Annotated in this window: 24 protein-coding genes; all 24 read right to left on the reverse strand. The window is 44.2% G+C overall.

Going from position 1 to position 26776, the window contains the following annotated elements; translation table 11 throughout:
• Positions 1–47 precede the first annotated feature (47 nt).
• Entirely contained in the window at positions 48–560 is a 513-nt protein-coding gene (locus ACYQ0H_RS10850; RefSeq protein WP_459812858.1) for an isochorismatase family protein, read from the reverse strand.
• 61 nt (positions 561–621) lie between these two features.
• The gene (gene ftsY, locus ACYQ0H_RS10855) at positions 622–1527 is read right to left on the reverse strand and encodes a signal recognition particle-docking protein FtsY (RefSeq protein ID WP_459812859.1); all 906 of its coding nucleotides are present in this window, start codon (positions 1525–1527) and stop codon (positions 622–624) included.
• A 14-nt stretch (positions 1528–1541) separates the two neighbouring features.
• Entirely contained in the window at positions 1542–5105 is a 3564-nt protein-coding gene (gene smc, locus ACYQ0H_RS10860; protein ID WP_459812860.1) for a chromosome segregation protein SMC, read from the reverse strand.
• A 2-nt stretch (positions 5106–5107) separates the two neighbouring features.
• On the reverse strand, positions 5108–6127 hold the full coding sequence (locus ACYQ0H_RS10865; protein WP_459812861.1) for an elongator complex protein 3: 1020 nt from the start codon (positions 6125–6127) through the stop codon (positions 5108–5110).
• Positions 6127–6825: a ribonuclease III gene (gene rnc / locus ACYQ0H_RS10870; protein WP_459812862.1), complete on the reverse strand. Its 699-nt coding sequence runs from the start codon at positions 6823–6825 to the stop codon at positions 6127–6129. Before rnc ends, ACYQ0H_RS10865 begins: the two co-directional genes overlap by 1 nt.
• A gap of 36 nt (positions 6826–6861) precedes the next feature.
• Positions 6862–7866, reverse strand: a complete 1005-nt coding sequence (gene plsX, locus ACYQ0H_RS10875) for a phosphate acyltransferase PlsX (protein ID WP_459812863.1) — start codon at positions 7864–7866, stop codon at positions 6862–6864.
• Between the two features lie 340 nt (positions 7867–8206).
• Entirely contained in the window at positions 8207–9523 is a 1317-nt protein-coding gene (trmFO, locus tag ACYQ0H_RS10880; protein ID WP_459812864.1) for a methylenetetrahydrofolate--tRNA-(uracil(54)-C(5))-methyltransferase (FADH(2)-oxidizing) TrmFO, read from the reverse strand.
• The gene (gene topA / locus ACYQ0H_RS10885) at positions 9513–11603 is read right to left on the reverse strand and encodes a type I DNA topoisomerase (protein ID WP_459812865.1); all 2091 of its coding nucleotides are present in this window, start codon (positions 11601–11603) and stop codon (positions 9513–9515) included. Before topA ends, trmFO begins: the two co-directional genes overlap by 11 nt.
• 50 nt (positions 11604–11653) lie before the next feature.
• A complete protein-coding gene (locus tag ACYQ0H_RS10890; RefSeq protein ID WP_459812866.1) occupies positions 11654–12883 on the reverse strand; it encodes a DNA-processing protein DprA in 1230 nt (409 codons plus the stop codon).
• A 15-nt stretch (positions 12884–12898) separates the two neighbouring features.
• Positions 12899–13726, reverse strand: coding sequence for a TrmH family RNA methyltransferase (locus ACYQ0H_RS10895; RefSeq protein ID WP_459812867.1), 828 nt, complete (start codon positions 13724–13726; stop codon positions 12899–12901).
• Positions 13727–13804: 78 nt separating this feature from the next.
• Positions 13805–14158, reverse strand: a complete 354-nt coding sequence (rplT, locus tag ACYQ0H_RS10900; RefSeq protein ID WP_459812868.1) for a 50S ribosomal protein L20 — start codon at positions 14156–14158, stop codon at positions 13805–13807.
• A gap of 51 nt (positions 14159–14209) precedes the next feature.
• A complete protein-coding gene (gene rpmI, locus ACYQ0H_RS10905) occupies positions 14210–14407 on the reverse strand; it encodes a 50S ribosomal protein L35 (protein WP_124101201.1) in 198 nt (65 codons plus the stop codon).
• Positions 14408–14431: 24 nt separating this feature from the next.
• Positions 14432–14953 carry a translation initiation factor IF-3 gene (gene infC / locus ACYQ0H_RS10910; RefSeq protein WP_459812880.1) on the reverse strand — a complete coding sequence of 174 codons (522 nt, stop codon included), beginning with the start codon at positions 14951–14953 and terminating at the stop codon, positions 14432–14434.
• Between the two features lie 207 nt (positions 14954–15160).
• Positions 15161–16669: an ATP-binding protein gene (locus ACYQ0H_RS10915; protein ID WP_459812869.1), complete on the reverse strand. Its 1509-nt coding sequence runs from the start codon at positions 16667–16669 to the stop codon at positions 15161–15163.
• Between the two features lie 268 nt (positions 16670–16937).
• A complete protein-coding gene (locus ACYQ0H_RS10920; protein ID WP_459812870.1) occupies positions 16938–17630 on the reverse strand; it encodes a GTP pyrophosphokinase in 693 nt (230 codons plus the stop codon).
• A gap of 36 nt (positions 17631–17666) precedes the next feature.
• On the reverse strand, positions 17667–19196 hold the full coding sequence (gene cls, locus ACYQ0H_RS10925) for a cardiolipin synthase (RefSeq protein ID WP_459812871.1): 1530 nt from the start codon (positions 19194–19196) through the stop codon (positions 17667–17669).
• A gap of 182 nt (positions 19197–19378) precedes the next feature.
• Positions 19379–20188 carry a TPM domain-containing protein gene (locus tag ACYQ0H_RS10930; protein ID WP_459812872.1) on the reverse strand — a complete coding sequence of 270 codons (810 nt, stop codon included), beginning with the start codon at positions 20186–20188 and terminating at the stop codon, positions 19379–19381.
• A gap of 12 nt (positions 20189–20200) precedes the next feature.
• Complete coding sequence (locus ACYQ0H_RS10935; protein ID WP_459812873.1) at positions 20201–21280, reverse strand: TFIIB-type zinc ribbon-containing protein; 1080 nt, start codon at positions 21278–21280, stop codon at positions 20201–20203.
• A gap of 38 nt (positions 21281–21318) precedes the next feature.
• Complete coding sequence (locus ACYQ0H_RS10940) at positions 21319–22650, reverse strand: SPFH domain-containing protein (protein WP_459812874.1); 1332 nt, start codon at positions 22648–22650, stop codon at positions 21319–21321.
• 59 nt (positions 22651–22709) lie between these two features.
• Positions 22710–23000 (reverse strand): hypothetical protein, encoded by a 291-nt coding sequence (locus tag ACYQ0H_RS10945; RefSeq protein WP_459812875.1) that lies wholly within the window; start codon positions 22998–23000, stop codon positions 22710–22712.
• Positions 23001–23210: 210 nt separating this feature from the next.
• Positions 23211–23681, reverse strand: coding sequence for a PTS sugar transporter subunit IIA (locus ACYQ0H_RS10950; RefSeq protein ID WP_459812876.1), 471 nt, complete (start codon positions 23679–23681; stop codon positions 23211–23213).
• Between the two features lie 2 nt (positions 23682–23683).
• Positions 23684–25129, reverse strand: a complete 1446-nt coding sequence (locus ACYQ0H_RS10955; protein WP_459812877.1) for a glycoside hydrolase family 32 protein — start codon at positions 25127–25129, stop codon at positions 23684–23686.
• A gap of 16 nt (positions 25130–25145) precedes the next feature.
• A complete protein-coding gene (locus ACYQ0H_RS10960; protein ID WP_459812878.1) occupies positions 25146–26126 on the reverse strand; it encodes a carbohydrate kinase family protein in 981 nt (326 codons plus the stop codon).
• A partial coding sequence (locus ACYQ0H_RS10965) for a trehalose repressor (protein ID WP_459812879.1) occupies positions 26126–26776 on the reverse strand: 651 nt, incomplete at its 5' end. The genes ACYQ0H_RS10960 and ACYQ0H_RS10965, both read right to left, overlap by 1 nt.

The following is a 26776-nucleotide window of genomic DNA, read 5'->3' on the forward strand; positions in this document are numbered from 1 at the left end:
GTAATTTTTCTGTAAACGCCGACAGCCTTTTATGTATAAGAATTTTATCAGTAATGCAGGAACGTCACTCTTGATCTCCTCATTTTCTCACGGTATTTGACCGCCTTGCCGCTGTTGATCGTACCGATACAGTTCTCGTTATATATGATCCTCATATCAAGATTTTCAATTGCGCTTACAGCCGTAGCGCCAACTGATACCCCTCCGTCAACTCCGACCAGTTCTATTTCCTTTACGGCTCTTGCCCTCATCAGATCGGCAAGAGCGTCGTTTGTAAAAGCGTCAGGCTTGCTTTTTTCAAATACGTTCCCGCTTCCTACGATCTTAAGCTTTTCGGCAAGCTTGGCTTCATGAGTGCCATCCTTAGGCATAGAGCCTACTATCGAGCCGAGTCCCTTCGCGATACTTTTTATATAAAATACCTCCTCGGGCTTATACTCAGCTATCCGCTTATTGATCTGCTCAAAAAGAATATCGTCCTTATATGGAAATTTTTCCTTGCTGCGTCCCCGTCCGACATAGATCTCCTGCATATCAATAACAAATAATACCTTATCCAATTTATTGACCCCCTAAATTTATTATCTTCCGATTACTGTTCAGACTATCCGGCTTATAAAGCTATTCAAACAAAGCATTTACAAAATCCTTTGCTGAAAACGGCTGAATATCGTCGATCTTCTCGCCTACGGTAACAAGCTTTACCGGAACCTTAAGATCGTCGGCAATACTTATTATTATTCCGCCCTTAGCAGTTCCGTCAAGTTTAGTCAGAATAATTCCGGTTATATCAGCGACCTCGTTGAACTGCTTTGCCTGATTAACGGCGTTCTGACCTGTCGTTGCGTCAAGAGCAAGCAGAACCTCCAGCGCACAGCCTTCTGCCTGCTGATGAACTATTCTCGCTATTTTGCGCAGCTCATCCATAAGATTTTTCTTATTATGAAGCCTTCCCGCCGTATCGCAGATAACTACATCGGTATTCCTTGCCTTTGCAGCAGTCAGCGCGTCAAATACTACCGCAGCAGGATCAGAGCCCTCGTTATGCTTGATTATATCTACCCCTGCCCGCTCAGTCCATACCTCAAGCTGGTCTATAGCCGCCGCTCTGAAGGTATCCGCCGCCGCTACCAGCACCCTTTTTCCGCTGTTTTTCAGTTGGTAAGCAAGCTTTCCGATAGTCGTGGTCTTACCTACCCCGTTAACTCCGATAACAAGTATAACCGAAGGAACAGTTGACATATCAAGAGGCGTATCCTCGCCCAGCATTTCAGCTATTACCTCTTTGAGCATATCCATGATCATAGCCGGATCCTTTACGCCCTGTGTCTTGACCCTTTCACGCAGTTCTCCGCATATCTTCATAGAAGTTCCGACGCCTATATCGCACAAGATAAGCGTTTCCTCAAGCTCCTCAAACAGCTCCTCGTCAATTTTTGTAAACGACCCAAGCAGGCCTTCGATCCTGCTCATCATAGAATCCTTGGTTTTTTTCAGTCCGGCTTTCAGCTTTTCAAAAAAACCCATAATATCACTCCTAACTACTGAAGCTTCAAATTTCCGGTATCCTCCATGCTCATTTTCAGAAGCTTGGATATTCCGTCCTCCTGCATTGTAACTCCGTAAAGAACGTCTGCCTCCTCCATCGTTCCGCGTCGGTGGGTAATTGTTATAAACTGCGTAGTATCGGTAAACCTGTGAAGATACTGCGCATATTTCGTTACGTTGACATCGTCCAGCGCTGCCTCTATTTCATCAAGCAGACAGAAAGGCGACGGGCTTATTTTAAGAATTGAAAAATAAATGCATATTGCAACGAAGGCCTGCTCTCCGCCTGAAAGCAAAGAAAGATTCTTTATAAGCTTTCCTGGAGGTTCGACCTTTATATCTATTCCACATTCAAGAATATTTTCCGGGTCAGATAGTGAAAGCTCTCCAGAACCGCCGCCGAACAGCTCCGAGAATATTTCCTTGAAATTGCGGTTGATCTTATCAAATGTTTCAGCGAACATTGTCCTCATATTCTCGGTCAGACTGCTAATAAGATCCTCAAGCTCAAGTCTTGAAGTATTTACGTCATCAAGCTGACGCTTCATAAATTCATACCGTTCGGAAACCTCGGCATACTCCTCTATAGCCCCAAGATTTACGCTGCCGAGATTTTTGATTTTACTGCGCAGCTCAGACAGCCTTTTGTTTGCTTCAAAAATATCCTCAAGCTTTTCAGACTGCTTCTCTGCCTCTGTTCTTGTCAGCTCGTATTCGTCCCAAAGCTGAGATACAAGCTTGTCAAAATCGGCGGTGCAGGAAGCCTTTCTCTCTGAAACCCTGTTGATCTCATTGGAAAGCGTTTCCTTTTCCTCCATTTTAAGCTTTTGTCCGCTTCTCAGCTTGTTTGCTTTAAGATCATATTCATTATGCTCTCTCTGAGCTTTTTCTATACTCAGTTCTATTTCAGCTATAACGCCGCCCGAGCCTTCAATAGCTGCTCTTACGGCTTTTATCTCATCAAGTTTGAACCTTATAGACTTCTCATGCTCGAGTATTCTTTCCTCTAGCTTTCCGCTGTCGCCGCTGCTGCTCTCAAGGCTGGTTTTAAGTCTTTCTATTGACAGTCTGCAGGCTTCTTCGTCCTTTCCAAGCTCTACCGCTTTCATTTTCAGATCAGAAAGACCGGCGGTAAGCTCCTCCCTTTCCGATCTCAGGCTATCAAGCCTGCTCTGGGACAAGGTAAGATGTTCCTCGCTGTCAAAGATCTTCTTATCGGTATCCGAAAGCTGAGTATTTACCGAGTCTGTTTCATTCTGCGTATCTATAAGCTTTTTTCTCAGCGCTTCTATATTAAGCTCAGTGCTTTCAAGCTTTTCATTGTACTGTAAAGAATACTCCTGTACCCTTTTTATTTCCATATCCAGCCGCAGCTCGTCTTTTGAAATCGCTTCAAGCTGATCCTTTATACCGCTTATATCGGCGTCAAGCTTTGCAGTCTCCTGCGAAAGCCTTTCCCTGACCTGGCTAAGCCTGTCGTTTTCGCTCTGAACTTTTTCACGCCGCTTTTCAAGAGCTTCAATTTCATTTTTACGGGTAAGGATACCTGTATTTTTGGATACGCTTCCTCCCGTAAACGAACCTCCGGCGTTTATTACCTGACCGTCAAGTGTCACGATACGGAATTTATATCCGTATTTCTTTGCTATAGCCGCCGCAAGATCTATATTTTCCGCAATACATATTCTTCCTAGCAGACTGTTTACAACTGCTGTGTACTTAGCGTCGTACTGTGCCAGATCGCAGGCAAGTGCAACAAATCCCTCCTCACTTTCGGGAACGTTCGCAAGCCTCTGTCCCTTTACGGACGTTACAGGAAGAAAGGTAGCTCTGCCCGCCTTTGATTCCTTTAATATTCTTATAGCCCGCTTTGCAGTATCCTCGTTTTCTACGACTATATTCTGCAATGCGCCGCCTAGTGCAGTTTCAACTGCTATTGAATACTGCGGCTCAACTCCTATCAGCTGCGCTACAGAGCCGCATATTCCGGAGATACGTCCTTGCTTTCCAGCCTGAAGAATATGCTTTACACTGTACGCAAACCCCTCCATTGAATTCTCCAGATCGCGTAAAAGTCCAAGTTTTTGTACAGTTTCTCTCAGCAGTATATCGTTACGGCTGAAATCCGCGTCTGCCGCTTTTAATTTTTCCGACTTGCTTTCAAACAGCTTTCTGAAGCCTGCAAGCTTATTTTCATTTTCACTTTTCAGCTCTTTATTTTTGTTTTCAGACTTCTTTAAATTTTCAAGCTCAGAAGCGGTAAACCTCGCCTTTGACTCTGCGTCTGCTTTTTCGGATAAAGCAGCGTCAAGACTTTCCTGAGTTTCGTATAGATCATTTTTAGCATTTTCCAGCTTAAAGCTAAGCTCTGACTTTTTCAGATACAGAAGATTAAGTCCGCTGTTTGAATCAGAAAATTCCTTGTCAAATTCCTCAGACTGTGAACGGACAGCCGCAAGTTTTTCTTCGGTACTCCTTATTTTCTCATCAAGCTTTTCTCTTTCCTCAGCGGCAGATATAAGGTCTTTCTCTCGTTTTTCAAGCTCTGTTTCAAGGAAATATTCTGAGCTTCTTGATTGCTCTATCTGCTCCCTTACCTGAGCGATCGCTTCATTGAGGTGCTCTATATCGTTTTCCAGTACAGCTATTTTAGCGCCAGACTGCGAATTTTCAAGCTCCGTCTGATGGATCTTCTCCCTGAGTGCGTCCACCTCCGCCGCTTTTTCGGCGCTCATAGCAAATGAATCCTCTATCTCGTCCTCAAGGGCCTCAAGCTCCTCCGAAAGAGTAGTATACTGAATATCAAGAGATCGAAGCTTATCTTCATAGCCCTTTACTGATTCCGACAGCTCTCCAAGCTTATGTACCCATACCGAGATCTCCAGCCTGCGCTTTTCATCGTCCAGAACCCTGAATCTCTTTGCTTTTTCACACTGCTTCTGCAAAGGTCCTATTCTGTCTTCAAGCTCCGCCATTATATCGTTAAGACGTGATATATTATCCTCGGCGGCGGCAAGCTTACGTTCCGCCTCTTCCTTTTTATATCTAAACTTTGAAATACCTGCGGCTTCTTCAAATATCTCCCGGCGCTCGGTAGACTTGCTGCTGACAATATCGGCTATCCTGCCCTGTCCGATTATAGAATATCCGTCCCGTCCAAGTCCGGTATCCATAAAAAGCTCTACTATATCCTTGAGCCTTGACGTCGCACCGTTTATCATATATTCACTGTCGCCGTTTCTGTACAATTTTCTGGATACTGAAACCAGATCCGTTCCTATATCAAGCGCCCTGTCCTCATTGTCTATTGTAAGGGTGACCTGAGCAAAGCCTGCACGTGGACGGGATTTTGAGCCGTTGAAAATAACGTCCTCCATTTTCCCGCCGCGAAGCGTTTTGGACGACTGCTCTCCCATAACCCAGCGCATTGCATCTCCGATATTGGATTTTCCCGAACCGTTTGGCCCTACAACAGCGGAAATGCCCTTATTAAATTCAAGCTTTACCTTATCGGGAAAGGACTTAAAGCCGTGCAGTTCAAGCGATTTAAGATACATAATTAACCCCTAAGCTCACATTCATATTTCGACAGCTTTTCATCTGCCACAAACTTAACCGAATTCCTGAAATATTCAGAATTACATTTTTTATGACCCACAGCCTTACTTATACTGTACGGATTTACTGCTATAACATAAGGCTTTAATATTGATTTTAAGCACTCCCACACAGTTTTGTTTGAATTGCTTTTCAAGATCTCTATTTCGATTTTTCTGCGGAAGATCTCACTTTCACACAATTCCTTAAAAGCAGGATGATAAAAACCTCCCACCTTACTATCCTCAACATTATCAGATGAATGCAGCCCGCAGCGGATAACCTCAATATTATTAGCGTCAAACTCGTCAAGCATTCTTGCACAGAGTTCGACCATTCTTTCAAATGAGATAGGTTTATAAATTCCCTCTTCATACAATTGCGCAAGCCTTGTACCTTTCAGTATTACTGTAGGATAAATTCTCACAGTAGACGGAGCAATTTTTATCACCCTGTACATAGTTTTCAGATCGTCAGCATATGTACTTTGATATAATCCCGTCATTATCTGTAAGCCCAATTCAAAGCCGTGCTTTTTTATCAGTTCAGAGGCTCTGTATACATCCTCGGCAGTATGTCCGCGTTCATTTGCCTTAAGAACATGGTTACGCATTGACTGAGCGCCCAGCTCTATTGCCGTAACTCCATAACGCCGTAGAATATCAAGTATTTCCTCGTCAATACAATCGGGTCGGGTTGAGATCCTTATTCCTTTGAACTTTCCGAAGCCGACAAATTCATATGCGGCTTCGAGCAGTTCGATCATATACCGCCGCTCTATTGCCGTAAAGCTGCCTCCGAAAAATGCAATTTCAGAGTTGCTTAAATCGCTGACCTCATTCAAAGCCTGAGTGCATATTCTTTTGACATCTTCCGCATAAGGCATATCCTTTGCGCCTGAAATTGTCCGCTGATTGCAGAAGGAACAGGTATGAGGACAGCCTGCGTGGGGGACGAAAATTGAAATATTACTGTGCGGCATTATACATCAATCCCCATAAGCGAAAGCGCTTCCTTAGCCGCCGCCTGTTCAGCATTTTTCTTTGAACGTCCCGTTCCCTCGCCTATTACATTGTGATTAAGCAGCACCTGAACGGTAAATTTCTTATCGTGATCGGGGCCCGACTCGGATTTAAGATAATACTCGATCTTTTCCTCAGGGTTTTTTTGAATTATCTCCTGAAGACTGGTTTTATAATCATGAAAAGCCGCCGAGCCTTTGGGGGTTATATCCTCCGGAATAAAAGAAAGTATATACGGAGTTACCGCAGGCATTCCACCGTCAAGATAGATCGCCGCGATAACCGCTTCAAAGGCGTCTGAAATTATTGACGGGCGCTCTCTTCCTCCCGTCATTTCCTCACCCTTGCCGAGAAAAATATGATTTCCGAGATCAATTTTCTTAGCAAACTCAAACAAAGAGCTTTCACATACAAGAGAAGCTCTGAGCTTGGTAAGCTCGCCCTCGGGAATATGAGTAAAATGCTTAAATATATAATCTGAAACTACGATAGACAGAACCGAATCCCCCAGAAATTCCAGTCTTTCATTACTGTTTCTCGACTTTTTGTTTTCGTTTGCAAAGGACGAATGCGAAAGCGCCTCGTAAAGCAGCTTTTCATTTTTGAATTTATAGCCTATCTTTTGCTGTAGCTTTTCAAGGCTCTCCTGTTCGTTCATAAAAACGCCCTCCCTTCAATATGCAGCTATGTAATATTATTTTACGGTATTCTTCATGCTTTCAACGGCAGAGGTTATTTCATCAATGACCTTAGTTTCGGTAAACTGCTTAGCCTGCCTTATAGCATTGTAAAAAGCCTTGGCGTTTGAAGAACCGTGAGCCTTGATTACAGGCTTTGCCGTTCCAAGCAAAGGCGCTCCGCCGTACTCGGAATAATCGACCTTTTTCTTAAATTCCTTAACGTTGCTCATTACCATAAGCGCCGCAAGCTTTGACTTAAGATCCTTAGTCAGCAGAGTTTTAAGCTCTCCCGAAAAGAACTTCGCCATTCCCTCATAAAGCTTAAGCAGCAGATTTCCGCAGAAGCCGTCGGCAACTACAACGTCGCAGTCACCGAGAGGGATCTGTCTTGCCTCAATATTTCCGGCAAAATTAACAGGAGCGGTTTTCAGCTGCTTATAAGCTTCAAGCTCAAGCTCTCTGCCCTTTGATTCCTCCGCACCGATATTGGCAAGTCCTACCTTAGGCGTTCTGACCCCAAGAATTTTATTCATATAAGCCGAACCCATTATAGCAAACTGAACCAGCATTTCGGGACGGCAGTCGGCGTTCGCTCCGCTGTCCAGCAGCATTGCAGGCTCTCCCGCTGTCGGAAGGATCGTTGCGAGCGCCGGACGCTTTATTCCCTTGATACGCTTAACGATAAAGGTCGCTCCGACTACCAAGGCTCCCGTTGACCCGGCTGAAACAAAGGCGTCACCTTCCCCGTCCGCAAGCATCTGCATTCCTACAGCCATCGAGCAGTCTTTTTTGCTTTTTATAACGTTGGTAGGCTCTTCGCATACGTCGATAACGGAATCGGCATGCCTGATTTTCAATGAAGTAATATCGATCGAATTTTCCTCAGCGCATTTCTTGATCTTCTCTTCATTGCCAACTAAAGTTATATCTATATTAAAATCTCTCTGAGCGTCACAGGCTCCCTTGATCACCTCCAGAGGTGCATTGTCACCGCCGAACGCATCTATTACTATATTCATAAGTCATTCTCCTTATTATCCCGGATACCGTTTATTTTTAACACAGCATTCATTATTTAAATCAAACTAAAGTCTGTCAGAAGCATTTGCAGGTCAAATATTGGTATCCTACCTCTCAAATGCTCACTCAGCCTTTAAGAAACTCCAAAGCCTTTGTTTCTGTAACCTGATTGAAGTTACCTCAGAATAAATACGGCTTTCTATATATTTTAACAAAATAAAAGCAATTTGTAAAGTCAAAAAGCAAAATACCTGCCTTAAAACCTTATATTTTTTTGTATTTCCAATATAAAAGCAGAAATCCGCAGCTTTCTTAAAGAAATATTAACTGCGGCAGTATTTAAAAGGCTTCAATTACCCTGTCCAGATCCTCCAGACCTCTTTCCGCGATTTTTTCATATCTCAGCTTTTTATCTCTTATTCTTTCAGACAGCTCAGGCAGTATGCCCATATTGCAGCCCATTGGCTGGAATTTCTCAACATTCGGATCGCTGATATACTTTGACAAGGCCCCCAGCATTGTGGTTTCGGGCAGAGATACATAGTCTTTTCCGCTTAGCCGTCTTGCCATATTCAGTCCTGCAAAAATTCCGCTTGCCGCAGATTCGATATAACCCTCTACACCGGTTATCTGACCTGCAAAGAACAGGTTTTCACGCACTCTCATATTAAACTGCTCGTTTAAAAGCCTAGGAGAATTTATAAATGTATTGCGGTGCATAACTCCGTACCGCATAAACTCAGCATTTTCCAGACCGGGTATCATAGAAAAAACTCTTTTCTGCTCCCCGAATTTAAGATTTGTCTGAAAGCCTACAAGATTATAAAGAGTGCCATGTGAATTTTCCGCACGAAGCTGAACTACTGCATAGGGTCTTTTATCTGTTCTCGGGTCTGTAAGGCCAACCGGTTTTAACGGACCGAAGCGCATTGTATCCTCCCCACGCTTTGCAAGCGCCTCTACAGGCATACAGCCCTCGTAGACCTTGAAGCCGTCTTTTCCCGGCTCTTCTGTATCAAACGAATGAAGCGGCGCAGACTCGGCGTTTACAAGTTCATTATAGAAATTAAGATACTCTTCCTTATTCATCGGACAATTTATATAATCTGCCTCACCCTTACCATAACGTGAGGCGAAAAAGCACTTTTTCATATCAAGACTGTCAAAGGTTACAATCGGTGCTGCTGCATCGTGAAAATAAAGATACTCACCGCATATATCGTGAATACTTTCAGCAAGCTTATCTGATGTCAAAGGTCCTGTGGCAATAATAACATTGCCGTCAGGAATTTCAGTTACCTCATCTTCGACTATTGTAATTTTTTCGTGAGCCTTGATTTTTTCAGTTACCATATCAGAAAATTTTGTTCTGTCAACGGCTAAAGCACCACCAGCGGAAACCTTTGTTGCCGCTGCACATTCCATAGTAAGTGAGCCAAGTCTCCTCATTTCCTCTTTAAGCATTCCTGCGGCTGAATCAATTCTTTCGGCTTTAAGTGAATTTGAGCATACAAGTTCAGCAAAGCCTTGATATTTATGTGCAGGGGTAAATTTTTTAGGTTTCATTTCATAAAGAACAACGTCTATATCTGCATTTGCAAGCTGCCATGCCGCCTCACAGCCGGCCAGTCCTGCTCCTATAACCTTAACCGCCATTGCTCAGATCCCTTTCATAGCCGCAGCCTTCCTTATGGCATATCAGCTTTCCGTTTTTGCCGCCCTTCTGGAAAAGCGTAGATTCGCATTTAGGGCATTTTTCCTCGGTAGGCAGATCCCACGTCATGAACGAACAATTAGGATTGTCCTCACAGCCGTAGTATTTTTTTCCCTTTTTCGACTTTTTAAGCAAGACCTTTTTGCCGCAGAACGGACAGTAGCCTCCTGTTTCCTGAACGATCCTCTTGGTATTGGTACACTCGGGGAAGCCGGAGCAAGCCATGAACTTTCCGTATCTTCCTATCTTGATAACCATTGGCTTGCCGCAAATCTCGCATACCTGATCGGTCTCCTCGTCCGGTACCTTTATGCGCTTGCCGTCCATTGCAGTTTCGGCTTCCTTGAGCTCCTCGTCAAAATCTCCGTAAAACTCCTCCAGAGTCTTGACCCAGCTTTTCCTGCCGCTTTCCACCTCGTCAAGGTTATTCTCCATATTCGCAGTAAATTTTACATCAACTATCTTATCAAAATGCTCCTTCATAAGCTCGTTTGTAACCTCGCCGAGAGCAGTAGGCTTCAGCTGCTTTGCATCACGCTCAACGTAATTTCTTGCGAGTATCGTGGTAATAGTAGGAACATAAGTCGAGGGACGTCCTATCCCTGTTTCCTCAAACGCCTTGATAAGCGTAGCTTCGGTATACCTCGGAGGCGGCTGGGTAAAGTGCTGATTGCCTTCAAGGGATCTTACCTTCAGAACGTCGCCTTTCTTTATAGGCGGAAGTACGTTTTTCTTTTCTCCGTCATCGTCCTTGGTTTCCTCATAAAGCACTGTAAATCCGTCAAATTTCACCGAATATCCGGTAGACTTGAAACCGCAGCCGTTAGCGTCTATGTCAACGGATACTGTATCCATAAGACAATTAGACATCTGGCTTGCTATAAACCTTTCCCAGATAAGCTTATAAAGCTTATACTGATCGTTTGTAACTCCGCTCTCCTTTACCATATCCGGCGTAAGCTCAGGGTGAGTAGGACGTATAGCTTCGTGAGCGTCCTGAGCGTTGCTTTTGGATTTATATTTTTTCGGAGTTTCTGGAATATACTTATCCCCGTATTTAGCTCTTATAAAATCATAAGCTCCTGCCCTTGCCTCGTCAGATATTCTTAGGCTGTCGGTACGCATATAGGTAATAAGACCCGTAGCGCCCATATTCTTTATATCCACGCCCTCATAAAGCTCCTGAGCAGTTTTCATTGTTCTTCTCGCCTGAAAGGAAAGCCGCCTTGAAGCCTCCTGCTGTAACGTAGAAGTAGTAAACGGAGCGGCAGGGGATTTTCTGTGAACGCTTTTCTTTACGTTTACAACGTTGAACTGAGCGTTGTCAAGACGTGCAAGAATTTCATCCGTCTGCTCCTTGGTATTAAGCTCAGGCTTTTTTCCGTCTGCAGTTACAAGCTTTGCCGCAAATGCCTTTTTTCCGGATCCAGCCAGCAGCTTAGCGTCGACGGACCAATATTCCTGAGAAACGAAAGAACGAATCTCCTCTTCCCTGTCGCATATCATTCTTACCGCTACCGACTGAACTCTTCCCGCTGAAAGTCCTCTTCTTATCTTCCGCCATAGAAAAGGCGATATTTTATAGCCGACTATCCTGTCGAGAATACGTCTTGCCTGCTGAGCATTTACAAGGTTCAAATCTATTGAATGCGGCCGGCTCATTCCTGCTTTTATCCCGGTCTCGGTAAGCTCGTTAAACGTTACTCTGTTCTTATCATTGAGATCCAGACCCAGTATCTGAGCGAGATGCCATGAAATAGCTTCTCCTTCACGGTCGGGGTCTCCCGCAAGATATACGTTGTCGCTTTTTTTTGCGAGCTTTTTTATATCTTTGATTATGCTTTCCTTATCCTTTATATTAACATACTGAGGTTCAAAATCATGCTCTATATCAACGCCGAGCTTCGATTTAGGCAGATCGCGTATATGTCCCTTTGACGCAACTACCTCGTAATCGCCGTTTAAATATCTTTTTATTGTTTTTATTTTCGTAGGCGACTCAACGATTATAAGATTTGACAAAACAATTTCTCCATTCTTTTACGGCTTTAACGCCGCCGATTTTATAATGCTCAGACTATTCCGAACATTTTTCCGGGCAGGGACTGAACGTATCCCTCCAACTCAAGTACCGTAAGCTCAGACAATACGGCGCCGATCTCAATACCCAGCTCCTCCGCAATATTATCCGCAAGCTTCGGCTTTTCTTCAAGTATTCTGCATATATCAGCCTGTACGGAACCGAGCGCCGAATAATCGCGCCTGACCGCCTTTTTATCCTGACTGCTGTCGGCATGGTTTATTTTTGGACGAACAGAATGCTTTTTTCCAGATTTTCTTCCAGATTCAGACACCTCAGCCTTTTTAAATAGCGCAGAATCCTCAGGACTGCCATATTTTCCTCCGATAAAATCAAAGGAAAAATCCTCTATCCTTTCAGACGATATATAATATACAAAATCCTCGCCGCTGAATATAGGCTTACAGCCACTTCTCAGCAGATCCCTCTGACCGAAATACCTCTCGTCGGTTATATCGTGGGGCGGTACGACGAATATCCGCTTGCCCTGCGAAACGGCATGACGGGCATTGTCAAGTCCCTTGCTGTCCTGAGCGCACTCTATAAAAATAAGCGCATCGGACAATCCGACAAGGATACGGTTTCTCTTCGTAAAGCTTATCGGAGGACAGTCTATATAAGAACAGGTTTCGCTTATGACTGCGCCTCTTTCGGAAATACGCGCTTTAAGCTCATTGCTGCCCTTTGGTTGATCTGCGTCAAGTTCCCTGCCGCAGACTCCGCAGGTATAAGCGCCGGCTTCAAGAGCCGCTTCGTTAGCAAGCTGATCTATCCCTCCGGCAAGTCCTGTAATAACAGAACACCCCCGTGAACACAGATCCGAGCATATTGTTTTCACAGCTTCAGCCGAATATTCCGACGGTTCTCTGGCTCCGGCGACCGCAGCCGCAGGAGTATTGTTCAAAAAGTCAAGGTTTCCTCTGCAAAACAGCACTGCCGGCGGATCGGCTATTTTTCTCAGCTGCCGCGGATAGCCCTCACTTTTGTAACAATAAACCGAAATATTGTCCTTTTCACACATTTCCAGTATATATTCAGCCTGTTCAAAGCTGCTGCCCTTTATTCTTTTTATCTCAGCGTCTGAAAGACGCCCGCACTCGTTTGATCTGAGTGCATACGCAAATTCCTCCGCAGTATCGTATTTATCTCCAAGCTGCCACAATCTTTGGCTTGCCGCGCCGAAAACCGCAGTTAGCCATAGCCAGTACGCACGCTTATCCATAAAAACCTCCCCCAGTTATGCTTTGCCCTTTTCCGTCATTTCCCAAAGAATTATACCTGCCGCCATAGCTGCATTAAGAGAATTGGTATTGCCCCTCATTCTAATTGTTATCTTCTCTCTGCATAGCCTGACGTGACTGTTCGGTATCCCTCTGCCCTCATTTCCTATTACTACAGCGCAGCCGTCTGAATATACGGCGTCTTCAACCGAAACCGCGTCCTTATCTATAACCGCCGCCATAGTTTTTATACCAAGCTTTTCAAATATACCGCAAAGCCGTTCAAAATCGTCGTAAATATAAATACTCAGCCTGAACAGACTTCCCATAGTTGCTCTGACAGCCTTCGGGTTGTACAGATCGCAGCAGCTGTTTGAAAGAATAACTCCGTCCGCTCCCACAGCGTCCGCAGTACGAAGAATAGTTCCCAGATTTCCCGGATCCTGAACATTGTCAAGAATAAGGTACCTTCCGTTAGATTTTATGCGCTCAGGGTCTAAGATATTATCCGGCATTCCGGCAATAATAAATATCCCCTGAGAAGTCCCGGTATTGCATATTTTATCCGCAAGAGCTTCATCAAGAGTGAAAAACTTACCGTCCATGCATTCTCCGAACATCTCAGGATCTATAAATTCAGAATATTTTTCAACAGCGGACGGCGAAGCGAAAGCCGCATATATGCTTAACCTGCCGTTTTTATATTCAGCTATGGCGTCTGCGCAGAGCCTTGCTCCCTCAATAACGAACTTACCCTCGCTCTGCCTGGCTTTCCTGCTTGAAAGAAGCTTAAGATAAAGCTTGATTTTAGGATTATCCCTGCTTGCTATATGCAATCTTTTCACACTCCGTTCCTGTTAAATCTCATGCCTTATATACAACAAAACACGCAAGTCATATAAACGTGCGTGTTAAATATTGTATTAAAGAGCCGCCTTAGCCTTTTCAGCAATAGCGCTGAAGCCTGCAGGATCGTTGATAGCGATCTCTGAAAGCATCTTTCTGTTAAGAGTAATGCCAGCCTTATTTACTCCGTTCATAAATGTGGAGTAGTTCATTCCGTTAAGCTTAGCTGCAGCGGAAATTCTTGTTATCCAAAGCTTTCTGAAATCTCTTTTCTTCTGCTTTCTTCCAATGTATGCATACTGACCGGATTTCATTACGGCCTGCTTAGCCATCTTAAAATGCTTGCTCTTTGCACCGAAATAGCCCTTTGCAAGCTTAAGAGTTTTATTTCTTCTCTTACGAGTCATCATTGCTCCCTTTATACGAGCCATAGTTATTACCTCCTGAAATTTAGATTAATGTCTTTATCCCTACAACCCGTATTATTTGTAAGGTACGAGCGCCTTGATGTTCTTGATGTTTGAATCGTCTGCATATGCGGCGCCGCGAAGAATTCTCTTGCGCTTATGAGCCTTCTGCGTAAGTCTATGTCTTTTGTTTGTGTGCTGGAACTTAACCTTTCCGCTGCCTGTTACAGAAAAACGCTTTTTAGCGCCTGAATGTGTTTTGATCTTTGGCATAAAAATTTATCCTCCTTAAGTATTTTACTTGCTGTTCTTCGGAGAAACGAACATAACTAAGCTGCGTCCCTCCATTTTAGACGGCTTGTCAACAACGCCAACCTCTGCAACGGCTTCCTTGAATTTATTAAGCAGTTCTTCGCCGAACTGAGGATGAGCAACGGTTCTTTTTCTGAAACGAACCGACACCTTCAGCTTGTCGCCGCCCTTTAAAAACTTGATTGCCTGATTGACCTTTGTATTGAAGTCATGAGTATCAATAGTCGAGGACATTCTTACTTCCTTTATATCGATAACTTTCTGATTCTTTTTTGCTTCCTTTTCACGCTTTGACTTCTCAAAACAGAATTTTCCGTAGTCCATAATACGGCATACGGGCGGCGTAGCCTGGGGAGCGATCTTTACAAGGTCCAGATCCTTCTTGAAAGCGATTTCAAGAGCTTCCTTTGCAGATAATATACCCAGCTGGGCACCGTCAACATCGATCACGCGCAGCTCTTTGTCACGGATCTCTTCGTTGATCTGATGTTCTTTGTTGTTGCTAATGACACAGCACCTCCAAAATAAAATAAAACATAAAAACGGGCACAGAAATAATCCGTACCCGCATAACTGTTACGTCTAACGCAAAAATCATGTTGACCTCTTCACTATAAATAACGCTTGAGGTGAGAACGGATCAGGTTCTGCTTTGTTTCTAATATAGTATACACCACTTTTTTAAATTTGTCAAGTGTTTTTTCAGATTTTTTTCTACAGCTGACTCGGATTAGGTTCGAGAGCGTATTTTTCGATCTGACTGTAATCTGCGACGCCCGCAGGGCCTCCGCAGTAATCCTTGAAGCCGTACTTCTTCATAAATACCCTTGAATGATAATTCTGCTTCAGCTCGTTGTAGAGCATTACCATTTCTTTGCCGTTATCATAAACAGCCTCAACAAAGGTAAAGGCGTTCTGCATTTTCTTTATTGCTCCGTCGGTTACAGCCTTCATTTTATTGAGCGTAGCGCTGAATTCCTGAATAACTGTCTGAACCGCTCTCATATTGTCACGGCATTTCGTGGTCTTATCCATATAAATACCCAGACTGTAAATTATCCAGTGCATTACTCTCTTATTCGCCGGGGAGATAACCTTGGCTCTTGTAAGCTTCTGAAGCTTCGACTGCTCGCTCATTATATGATGGCTGAGTATCTCGCGGTTTGAGAAATTGGCGTTAAGCTTTACAATAGTATCCTGAAGTATCGGCTGAAGCTCCTTAAGCATTTTCTCCATTTCGAGGCTTTCCTTCATGCTTCTCGAAACACTTTCGATTATCATTCCGAACAGCAGATCCTTTTCCGCTCCCTGTGCGTTGTGAGCCGAAGCTATTATATCCTCCGTTACGTTTCCGTCAAGTATCTCGTCAACCATATATTTATTATAATACTCTACATAATTCGTATAATACTGCATAAACCTTTCGGTTATTTCATCATCTTGTATGTACTGAGCTACGAGCGTACTGTCAACGTCGATACCGCCTTCTTCGTAAAGGAGTATCATTTCAGAAAGATCCTCCCAGCCTCTTGCGGTAACAAAGCTTACTATCTCGCCTGAAACCGCATTCCCTATATGGTAAAAATCGGCTTCATTTTCTTCAAGATAACAGATTATAGCGGTATGGATATGCTGCTTATAAGCGTAATCCTTCCAGATCTTGAAATCAGGCTCTACCTCGACTCTTTTAAGACGGTCAAGAGTTACTACGTCGAAGTCGTTTACCGATTTATTATATTCCGGCGGATTTCCGGCTGTGCATACTACCCAACCCGCAGGGATCTGATGCTTTCCGAAGGTCTTGTACTGTAAAAACTGAAGCATTGCCGGAGCAAGCGATTCCGCTACGCAGTTTATCTCGTCAAGAAAAAGAATACCCTCCTTTATGCCCGTCGCCTCTATAGTATCGTAAAGGGAAGCTACTATTTCGCTCATCGTATACTCCGAGATCTGAAAATCCGCACCTGTATAGTTTCTGTGTACTATCTGCGGAAGACCCAGCGCAGACTCACGTGTATGATGAGTCATAGAATATGCTACGAGGCTTATTCCCGTTTCCTGTGCGATCTGCTCCATTATAGCGGTTTTACCGATACCCGGCGCTCCCATAAGCAGCACAGGGCGCTGTCTTTCAACAGGTATTCGGTATTCACCGAATTCGTCTTTCATAAGATAAGCAGTAATAGCGTTCTGTATCTGCTGCTTTGCCTCTTTTATGTTCATAAATACTCCTCCGATATATGATTTATAATGTAAAATGCGCACGGCAAAAACCCGAATAAATTATATAAGTCCCCGCAGATATAATATTATCCGGAAATAAACGCTGAACGCAGAAAAATCACTGTATTTAATTATACACTATTGCTAAAACAATTGTCAATAGATTATATAAAATTCGACATTATGCATAAACTTATCATTTTTAGTATGTTATATTCGTGAAATAAACTTAAAACCATTATCCGACAGATTCTCAAAATTCAAAAATTTATCCCTTACGGCCTGCCGATGATTTCTGCCTGTCCTGAATACAGTTGTTAATATCCTGCATTTCATTATCAAGCTCCTGAATTGCAGCGGCGCATATTTTAAGCCTGTACCTAAGGTCCTCGGCAACCTCGTTGTCCGCCTTGTATTTCAGCTTATGCTCAAGGCTTGCCCAGAAGTCCATTGCTATAGTCCTTATCTGTATCTCTACAGGCACGGGAACTCCTCCCGTTGAAAGAAAGACAGGTATTTCTACCAGAAGATGAAGGCTCTGATATCCGGACGCCTTTGGCTTCTTGATATAATCCCTTCTTCTTAAAAGAGTCACGTCGTTCTGTTTGAGCAGCATCTCTTCGACCCTGTAAATATCGTCCAGGTAATTGCATATTACTCTTATTCCTGCAATATCGGTTATATTTTCTCGTATATTCTCGATCGTGACCGAAAGCCCCTTTTCCTTTACCTTAGCAATTATGCTTTTAAAGGATTTTAAACGCGACTCGATATGGTGAATAGGATTATACGAATACTTGGTCTGGAACTCCTCATCAAGTACCTCCAGCTTTGTGCGTATTTCCTTTATCCCGGCGTTATACATCTGCATCTGATTCATATAACACTGTATATCTATACCAACCGAGGAATCTATATACGCTTCATATTCCCCGGTACTGTTGTAATTTATAGCGTTCATTTGTATTATTCCTTTTCAATATTTTAAGTCACGGCATTACAGCAGAGGGGCTATAAGCCTCAGCACCGAATCGAGCAGCGTCGGAAAAAAGCCCTTAGAGCAAATATCCTCTGATACCTCTGTGCTGCGTTCAATAGTCCTCAGGCAATCCTCCTTGAGCTGCATCACGGAAGACGACTTATAGAAGAACGCCGCACATTCAAAGTGCAGGTAAAGGCTGCGGAAATCCATATTTATAGTTCCGACAACACCCGCAATATCGTCGCAGACATAGCTCTTAGCATGAATAAATCCGGGAGAAAACTCATATATGCGAACTCCGGCTTTCAGCAAAGGCCTGTAATATGATCTGGTAAGTCTGTGAACCATTTTCTTATCGGCTACTCTGGGCGTGACCAGCCGTACGTCAACGCCCCGCTTTGCCGCAAGGCACATTGCGGTTTTCATTTCATTATCCGGAATAAGATATGGAGTATAGATATAAACATAGTCCTTTGCCTGATTAAGAATCCCTATATAAATATTCTCCCCTACATTTTCGTCGTCAAGAGGAGTATCGCTGAACGGCTGAACATAACCGTCTGATCGAAACGTCCCTTTATGCCATCTGTGCGGCCTGTAATCATCAAAGCATATATCCTCATGCCTGAAGCTGTTCCACATTTCAAGGAACATAAGCGTAAAGCTCCATACGGCGTCGCCTTTAAGCATAATTCCGGTATCCTTCCAGTAACCGTAGGGATGAATTTCGTTTATATATTCATCTGAAAGGTTTATGCCGCCCGTAAATCCGGTGTGTCCGTCAATAACCAATATTTTTCTGTGATCCCGGTTATTCATTACAGCTGAAATAAAAGGCACAAGAGGATTGAACGCCATGCATTTTATGCCCAGCGCTTCCATCTGCTGAGTAAAATCCTTAGGCAGAAGAAAAAGCGAACCGAAGTCATCGTACATAAGACGTACATCTACACCCTGCTTTACCTTTTCTTTAAGAATCTCAAGAGTCTGACCCCACATAATTCCGTCATCAATTATAAAGTACTCAAGAAATATGAAATGTTCGGCGCCTTTCAGCTCGGAAAGCATATCCTTGAACATTTCCTCGCCGGTGCAGTAATACTTTGTCTGAGTATTTCCGTACACAGGAAAGCCGCTGTATTTATTAAGATAGCTGCATATCTCTCCCATACGCAGATCATCTTCTTCGATCTCAGATAATACTTCTGCGTTCTGAACATACTGCGGAAGATACTCGTTATGTGTCTTGTCCAGCTTGGCCCTCATCTTCTTCGACGGCTTTTTATTTCCGAAACAAAGGTACAGAAGTCCTCCGAATAAAGGAAGTATTGTGATAAGAACTATCCATGAGATCTTATAGTCGGAATTTTGATCCTTACCGATAATACGGATAGCAATAATAAAGCTGAGCAGCGCAAAAAAAGCTCTTGTCCAATGTGAATATGCCGTAAGCTTCATAAAAAACAGAACGAACCAGCCCGCCTGTATCAATATAAGCAAAGCCGTAATAAATACCTTATTGAAAAACGCTTTTATATATCTCATTAAAATTCTCCGTTCCGAATAATATCTTTAGCACACAGGCAAACCGTACTTGTACAATGTACTTGTACAGTATAATATATAGTTATTATATCACAATTTAAAATAAAAGCAACATAATTTCAGCTCACATTTTTACATATATTAAAAAGCGGAACGTGACTGCACATTCCGCTTTTACGAGATCAGAATTTTCCGCCTCCGCCGCCGTGGGTAGAGCCTGACGAACTGGTATGCGTACTGCTTCCGCCGCCTCCGCCTGAAGAAGAACCGCCTGAGGTTTCTCTTACCGTTCTGTCTACGTTCTTATACAGAAATACATCTTTGCTTTCGGTAATTTTAAGGCTTCCCGAACGGATATAATCCTTTGCCTGATTATTAGGCTTGACAGATTTCAGCTGTCCTTTCAGACTGAAAGTAACGATAAGCGACGCAACGATACCAATACCCATAGATATTAATACTATCCTGAGCTTATCTCCGAAGGTTTTATATTTATTGTGTATATCGTAAGGCTTTCCGTTCTGAGCCTCATTCATAAAATCATCGGACAGCTCCGTGAACTTGCTGAACGCCTCGTAATAATTACCGTTTTTCAGATCCGGCAGCATCTGTTCGCCTATGAACTTTATGCCCCAGTCGGTAAAAATATCAATTCCCTCTCCGCAGGTAGATATCCACCAGTCGCGGTCCTCCATACTCAGAAGAAACAATACTCCGTCGTGTCCTGAACCGATTCCGTAGCCGTTGTAGTCGAAATAGTCGTCGGCGTACGCCATAGGAGTTTTTCCGTCTATCGTATCAGTTGTTACTATAACTGCGTCGCAGCCGTATTTATCTACCAGCTCTTCAAGTCTGTCCTCCAGCTCCTGCTCCTGAGAATCGGTAAGCAGATCTGCGTTATCAACTACTTTATCACCGTTCTCCGCAGATACAGTAAATGCGCATATCACACAGGCTGACAGCGCCGTTATTATTGCAGCAATTTTTTTCATACGCTTCCCCCCTTACATAAACAGCAGGCCGAATAACGAAGCTGCTGCGGATACCGCCGCAAAAACTCCGATAAACCAACGTGCGAACGCACCCTTGTCGAGAGGAAGATTTCCAACCATTTTTCCCGTCTGTCCGTTCATTGCAAATATATAGTTGCCGTCCTTCCAAGAGGTCGTAAGAACCCATACAGGATAAAGTGCGTACTTTACCGAATTTTCGGTCAGACGTATATTTGAATTGGCGGTAATTACGGTAGTATAGCCCTTAACAGTATTTCTGAAGGCGTCCTCAGTGCTTCTCTTTATACGCTGATTTGCCCTGTCCTTGCTCTGATCTGCGGTAACGTCGTACTTATCCGCAAGATACCCTGCAAGATAAGCGGTCTGAAAATCTACCGCGTCTTTAAAATCGAACGGCTCTATGGACTCCATAAGAGTATCGTCCATTTTAGACGATCCGTCTACAGGTACTCTTTCAAATCCGATATCACCCTCACGGGTAACGAAATAATGACTTGTTTCCTTATAATTATATCTGCTGTCGCTCCAGCGTCTAACCTTTGTGGCATTATATGAAACGTCGGCGTCGGCCTGGGCGTTGAACAGCCAGAACGGCACATAAACGCCTTTTACCTCGTCTATATGGTTTTCATCCTTAAAAGCCTTAGGAAGCAGGCGCTTACCATGAAAATGCCTGCTCAGAGCCTCTTTTGCGGCCTTTTTGTCAAGCTTGAACGGAATTACATAGTCAGGGCGCAGATCTCCCGAAAACTGTCCTTTCATAACAACAGGATTTCCGCAGTAGGGACAGCTTGTCGCTGCGGTAGTCTTATCTCCGACTATCTCGCCTCCGCAGGACTCGCACATATAAACGAGCATTCCCTCCTGCTCGCCCTCCTGCCACTGTCCTCCCGCTTCTTCCTTCCATTCCATATCCTCAGGCTTAGCGGCTTTAAGCTCCTCATCGTAGGATCTCAGCGTATCCATATCAAATTCCGTATCGCAGTATGGGCATTTCATTTTCTGAACAGTAGTATTGAACTCTATAGCGCCACCGCAGCACGGACATTTATATTCCAGCAATGTGGACAATAGTATCACCTCATATAATTTTTATTTTTTGATATATATTACTTAATATCGTTATCGTCAAACGGATCTCCGCATTCAGGACAGAATTTAGGCGGATTTTTCGGGTCTTCAGGCTTCCAGCCGCATTTGTCGCACTGATACAAAGGCTCTCCTGCCGGCTTTGGCTTTCCGCACTCCTGACAGAACCTGCCCTTATTTACAGCGCCGCAGGAGCATTTCCAGCCGTTTGCCTGCACAGGCTCCGGCTTCTTTGAACCGCACTCCGGACAGAATTTTCCAGTCGCTTCCGCACCGCAGGAGCATTTCCAGCTGTCAGAAGCCGCAGCAGGTGCAGCTGTCTGTACAGGCTGCTGTGCCGCCTGCTGCTGACCCATTGCAAACAGATTCTGAGCGTTCATTCCTCCCGCCTGCTGAGCCATTCCCATGCCCATAAAGCCCATCATAGCGCCGTTTTTATTTGAAGCAGCAGCCTTCATAGCATCTGACTGTGCACCTACGAGCGTAGCGGCAGCCATAGTAGGATCACGCATTATAGCGATTCTCTGCGCCTCCTTGATCATCTGCTCGTCTTCTTTGGGTATGCTGATAGAATTAAATGAAACGCTTACTATCTCAAGACCCCGCACCTCTGCCCAGTCATGAGTAAGCTCCTTTTTAAGCTCGTCGCGTATCTCGATATTTTTAGATGGTATCTGGTTCGGTCTTACCTCAAGCTCTGAAATTTTTGCAAACGCAGGAGCAAGATATGTAAGCAGCTCAGCCTTCAGAGTTTCGGCGATCTCAGACTTTTCATATTCACTCTGAACATTTCCGCATACATTTGTATAGAAAAGCAGAGGATCGGCTATCTTATATGTGTAAATTCCGTTGCAGCGCACCGAAATATCTACGTCAAGGCCTATCTTGCTGTCTACGACCCTGAACGGAATAGGAGTCGGCGTACCGAACTTATTATCAATGATCTCCTTTGTATTGAAATAATAGACACGCTGATCCTTACCTGTATCGCCGCCGTAGGCAAAACGCTTTCCGAATGTCTTAAAAGTATTTTTAATTCCCTGACCCAGACTTCCGGCGAAAATGCTCGGCTCGGTCGAAGTATCAAAGGTGTATTCACCCGGCTCGGCGCATACCTCTACTACCTTTCCCTGCTCTACGATTATCATGCACTGACCGTCGGCAACGGCGATACCGCTTCCGTTTGAAATAATATTGTCGTTACCCTTTGTATTTGAAGAACGTCCCGTTACTCTTTTTACACCCTTTGTTACAAGAACGTCCTTTCCTATAGCCTCGCAATAGAAAAATTCCTTCCACTGATCAGCCAATGTGCCTCCAGCGGCACCGATCGCAGCTTTGATTAGACCCATTTTTATTTTCTCCCTTCAAAAATCAGTTTTTATTGAAAGACCTGACGGCCCTTTTAACGTTACATACCGTTCTTTTTGGAATAAGGATTTTTATTTGCCGAATACGGATTCTTATTTTCCTTTTTGACCTCGGGTTCGTTCCCTGCGTCAGCCGCCCAGCCGATAATAAAAGTCATCACGGCTATTATCAGCAGCCACAGTGCAAAGCACACCCAGAAAAACCATATTGAAAGCCCCAGCCAAAAATGCAGAACAAGAAATATGACTGAAGGGATAAGCCAGTCAAGATTAAAAAGCATATTTATTAAAAAACACAGCAGTCTTCCGCCTGAACCCTTTGCCCTTCTCATATAAGCCCCTCCTTCGGTAAATCTAAATATATCATAGCATATCCAAGTCGGAAAATCAATAAAAAAGAACAATTTTTACAAGCTATAAAGCAAAAATAATGTATTTTGCATAATTTTCACAGTCGATTTTTGTAACAAAAATCAAAGGCGCAGAGTTCGCACGACTTTCCCGCACGTTCTCTGCGCCATTCAAATATGTTTTAATGAACCTTATTTATATTCAGCGATCACAGTTTCTCCCGCCGTACAATCACCGGAAATACTTTTTATCTCGGCTGCATCGTCGGAATTGGTAATAACCACAGGCGTATATGTTTCATAGCCCTTTGATCTTATAAGCTCAAGATCCGCTCTGCAAAGAGGATCTCCCGCCTTTACCTTCTGCCCTTCTTTTACAAGGCATTCAAAGCCCTCGCCGTTAAGCTCTACCGTATTAAGACCGATATGAACAAGAACCTCAAAGCCGTCCTTTGTTTCAATCCCGTATGCGTGAAGAGTATCCGCTATGTTGATTATCTTTCCGTCGCAGGGGCTTACCGCAGTATCGCCTTCGGGAATTACCGCCGCTCCGTTTCCGAGGATCAGTCCCGAGAATACCGGATCCGGGACCTCGGTCAGAGCTACCGCCTTTCCGCTGAACGGAGCCTTTAATTTTCCGCCGTTTGATCTTTTACCGAACATGATTATTCCTCCTCAATAATTTTATATGACTTTAACTTATAAAACGTTATTCTTCCGGCTCCCTCTGCCGAAAGAGCTATCGGAGCCGCCGGATCGCTTCCGTATACCCTTGTGGTAAAGCTTTCACCGTCGGCGAATATTTCGAGAGAGCTTGAATCGCTGAATATTCTGACCTCTTTAGCGCTGTATATCCGCGCGCTCCTTATTTTCCGTCCGCGGCCGCTCCTGCCTAGAGAAAGCGTCATTATTTTTCCGTCGTAGCTTAGTGCTGAATCACGTCTGATATTAAGGCAGAACGGAGTATTTTTATCCTGAAATTCAAGTACAAGCTCAAACTGAAGAGTATCGGCAGTTATTCCCTCAAACCTTGAGATTTCCCAGCTTTGTCCGTCAAGTCTGAGCTTGGTCATCTCTTCGACCGGCGTTCTGGTTACACGTATTCCTCCCTCGTCCTCAGCAGTACCCAGAACTACCGGGACAGTCAGGCAGTTGATCCAGCCGTACTCCCTTTCGGGGTTTCTCCAGCCTAGATAAGTGGGGTCGGGAACTCCCATCCATCCGAATTGGATACGCCTGCCCTTTGAATCCATAAAATCCTGAGGCGCATAAAAGTCGAAGCCTCTGTCGTATTCCCTGAAATCAGAAAGTACGCACGGCTCATTACTCTCAAGGCTGTTATCAGCAAAGCAGTAACCGCTGAGATGATAATTTGAGTATTCAATTCCCCGGCTTTTCATTCCCTGAGGACAGAACGACAATATCTTATACGCTCCGCTTTCGTAATAGGAGGGACATTCCCACATATAACCGGTATCGTTCTTTGAAATACGCTTTATAAGCTGCCATTCCTTCATATTATCCGAACAGTACAGCAATACCAGTCCTCTGTCCATAATATCCCTTGCCCCCAGGAGCATATAGTACCTTCCGTCCTTTTTCCAGACTTTAGGATCACGCACATGAGCTGTCATATCCTGAGGATAGCTGCTGTTTGTCATCAGCAGTATCTTATCGCTGAAATGCTTTCCGTCAGCCGAGCTTGTGTATATCGTATTATGCTCCCTGAAAAACCTTTCCCTGTCGCCATCTCCGTCAAAACGGACATTCCCTGTGTAAAATACATTCATTATACCGTTTTCAACATACGCCGATCCTGAGTATACGCCGTTTGCGTCACGGTTGCTGTCGGGGAACAGCACGGGCGGAAGACTGCGCCAGGCAACAAAGTCCTCAGTCGAATAATGACCCCACATCTTGCTTTTGCCCTCTCCCTCCGGAGCGTACTGGTAATATACATGATAAACTCCGTTAAGCTCGCAAAGACCGTTGGGATCGTTCAGAAAACCGGCAGGCGGCATAAGATGATAGCCCTGACGATACGGACTTTTTTCAATTGCCGTCCTGGCGAGCTTTCTCAGCCTTCGTTCTTCAGCCGAATAATCAGTCATATAGTTCACCTTTCTTTTATTTATCAGACATTGAAGCCAGAAATGCCCTAAACTGCTCCGCTGTCGCCATTGCCGTTGCTCCGCCCTTTCCGCAGGCGGTATATCCCGCATACATACAGGAAAACTCGGCTATATCCTCAAGACTTTTGCGGTCAAGCTTCTCCAGCTCACAAGGCGTTATATCAAGCTTTGAAAGCCTGTATAGCATTGCCCCTGTAAACGAATCCCCCGCTCCCGTAGTATCCGCCGCTTTAACCTCTGCTGCCGGAACACAGGCATAAGCGGTGCGGCTGTACAGCTCTGCTCCGCTGCCGCCCTTTGTGTAAGCCGCAAGCTTTACTCCCTTTGAAAACAAATACTCAATACCCTCTGAAACCTTGGTTTTTCCGGTAACGAACTCCAGCTCGTTGTCCGATATTTTTACTATATCAGCATAAGGAATAAACTCCCTTACCGCTTTACGGCATTCCTCAGTACTGTTCCACAGCGGAAGCCTGATATTCGGATCAAAGCTTATTACCGCTCCGTTTTCCTTAGCCTTCCCGATGGCTCTTATATGCGCTTTTTTTACAGGGAAATCCACCAAATCTACAGAGCCGAAATGAAGTATTCCGAAGCCTGAAAAATCTATTCCGTCAATATCGTTTTCGTCAAGATAAAGATCGGCGCTGGGAGCTCTGTAAAAGCTGAAATCCCTGTTCCCGTCCTCTGAGAGCGATACGAAAGCGAGCGCTGTCTTATATTCATTATGACGAAAAAGATACTGCGTACCGACTCCATAGGACGAAAGCGTTTCCGTAAGGTAATCGCCGAATGCGTCATTGCCAAGTTTTGAGATCATAACGCTCCTTCCGCCCAGCTTCGCCACCGCAGCGGCGACATTGGCAGGCGCTCCTCCTGCAGCCCGTTCAAACTGAACTACATCTTTAAGCGCCGCACCCTTCTGAAGCGGAATAAAATCTATAAGTACCTCTCCTATTGAGGCTACCGTTTTCATCAGGTACTCCCCCTTTCAATAATTTTGTAATCAATATAATGTATTCCTTGCGGAGCGCTTCCAGCTTCAACAGATCTGAAAAGTATCTCCGCCGCTTTTCTTCCAATCTCCCTGTGATAGTATTCAGCGGTCGTAATAGAAGGCACCGAATATTCTGAAATACTGTTGTTTCCGATACCTGCTACAGCGCATTGATCCGGGCAATTGATACCCGACTCCTTAAGAAACTGTATAGCGCCGAAGGCTATCTTATCCGATACGCAGAATACCGCATCCGGCTTTGTATCCGACTTTTCCCATATTTCCTTCATACACTCATGACCTGCGCTAACGCTGAAATCTCCGAATGCGGTAAGCTGTGAGGTAAAAGCGATCCCGTGACGGTCAAGCGCTTTGATATATCCGTTGAGCCTGTCTTTTCTTACCGAATCATCGTCAAGTGAAATGTTTATCATTGCTATATTTCGTTTCCCCTTATTTATAAGCATTTCCGTCATATCATACGCTGCCCTGAAATCGTCGTGGGTAATACAGCAAAGGCCTTCCTGCTTCTGTCCTATAACGACTACGGGGATCCTAAGCTCGTCTATAAGTTTCTTATGCTCGGAGGAAAGCTTGACTGACATCATAATTATCCCGTCTATCTGCCT

The organism is Hominimerdicola intestinalis, from assembly GCF_054655215.1.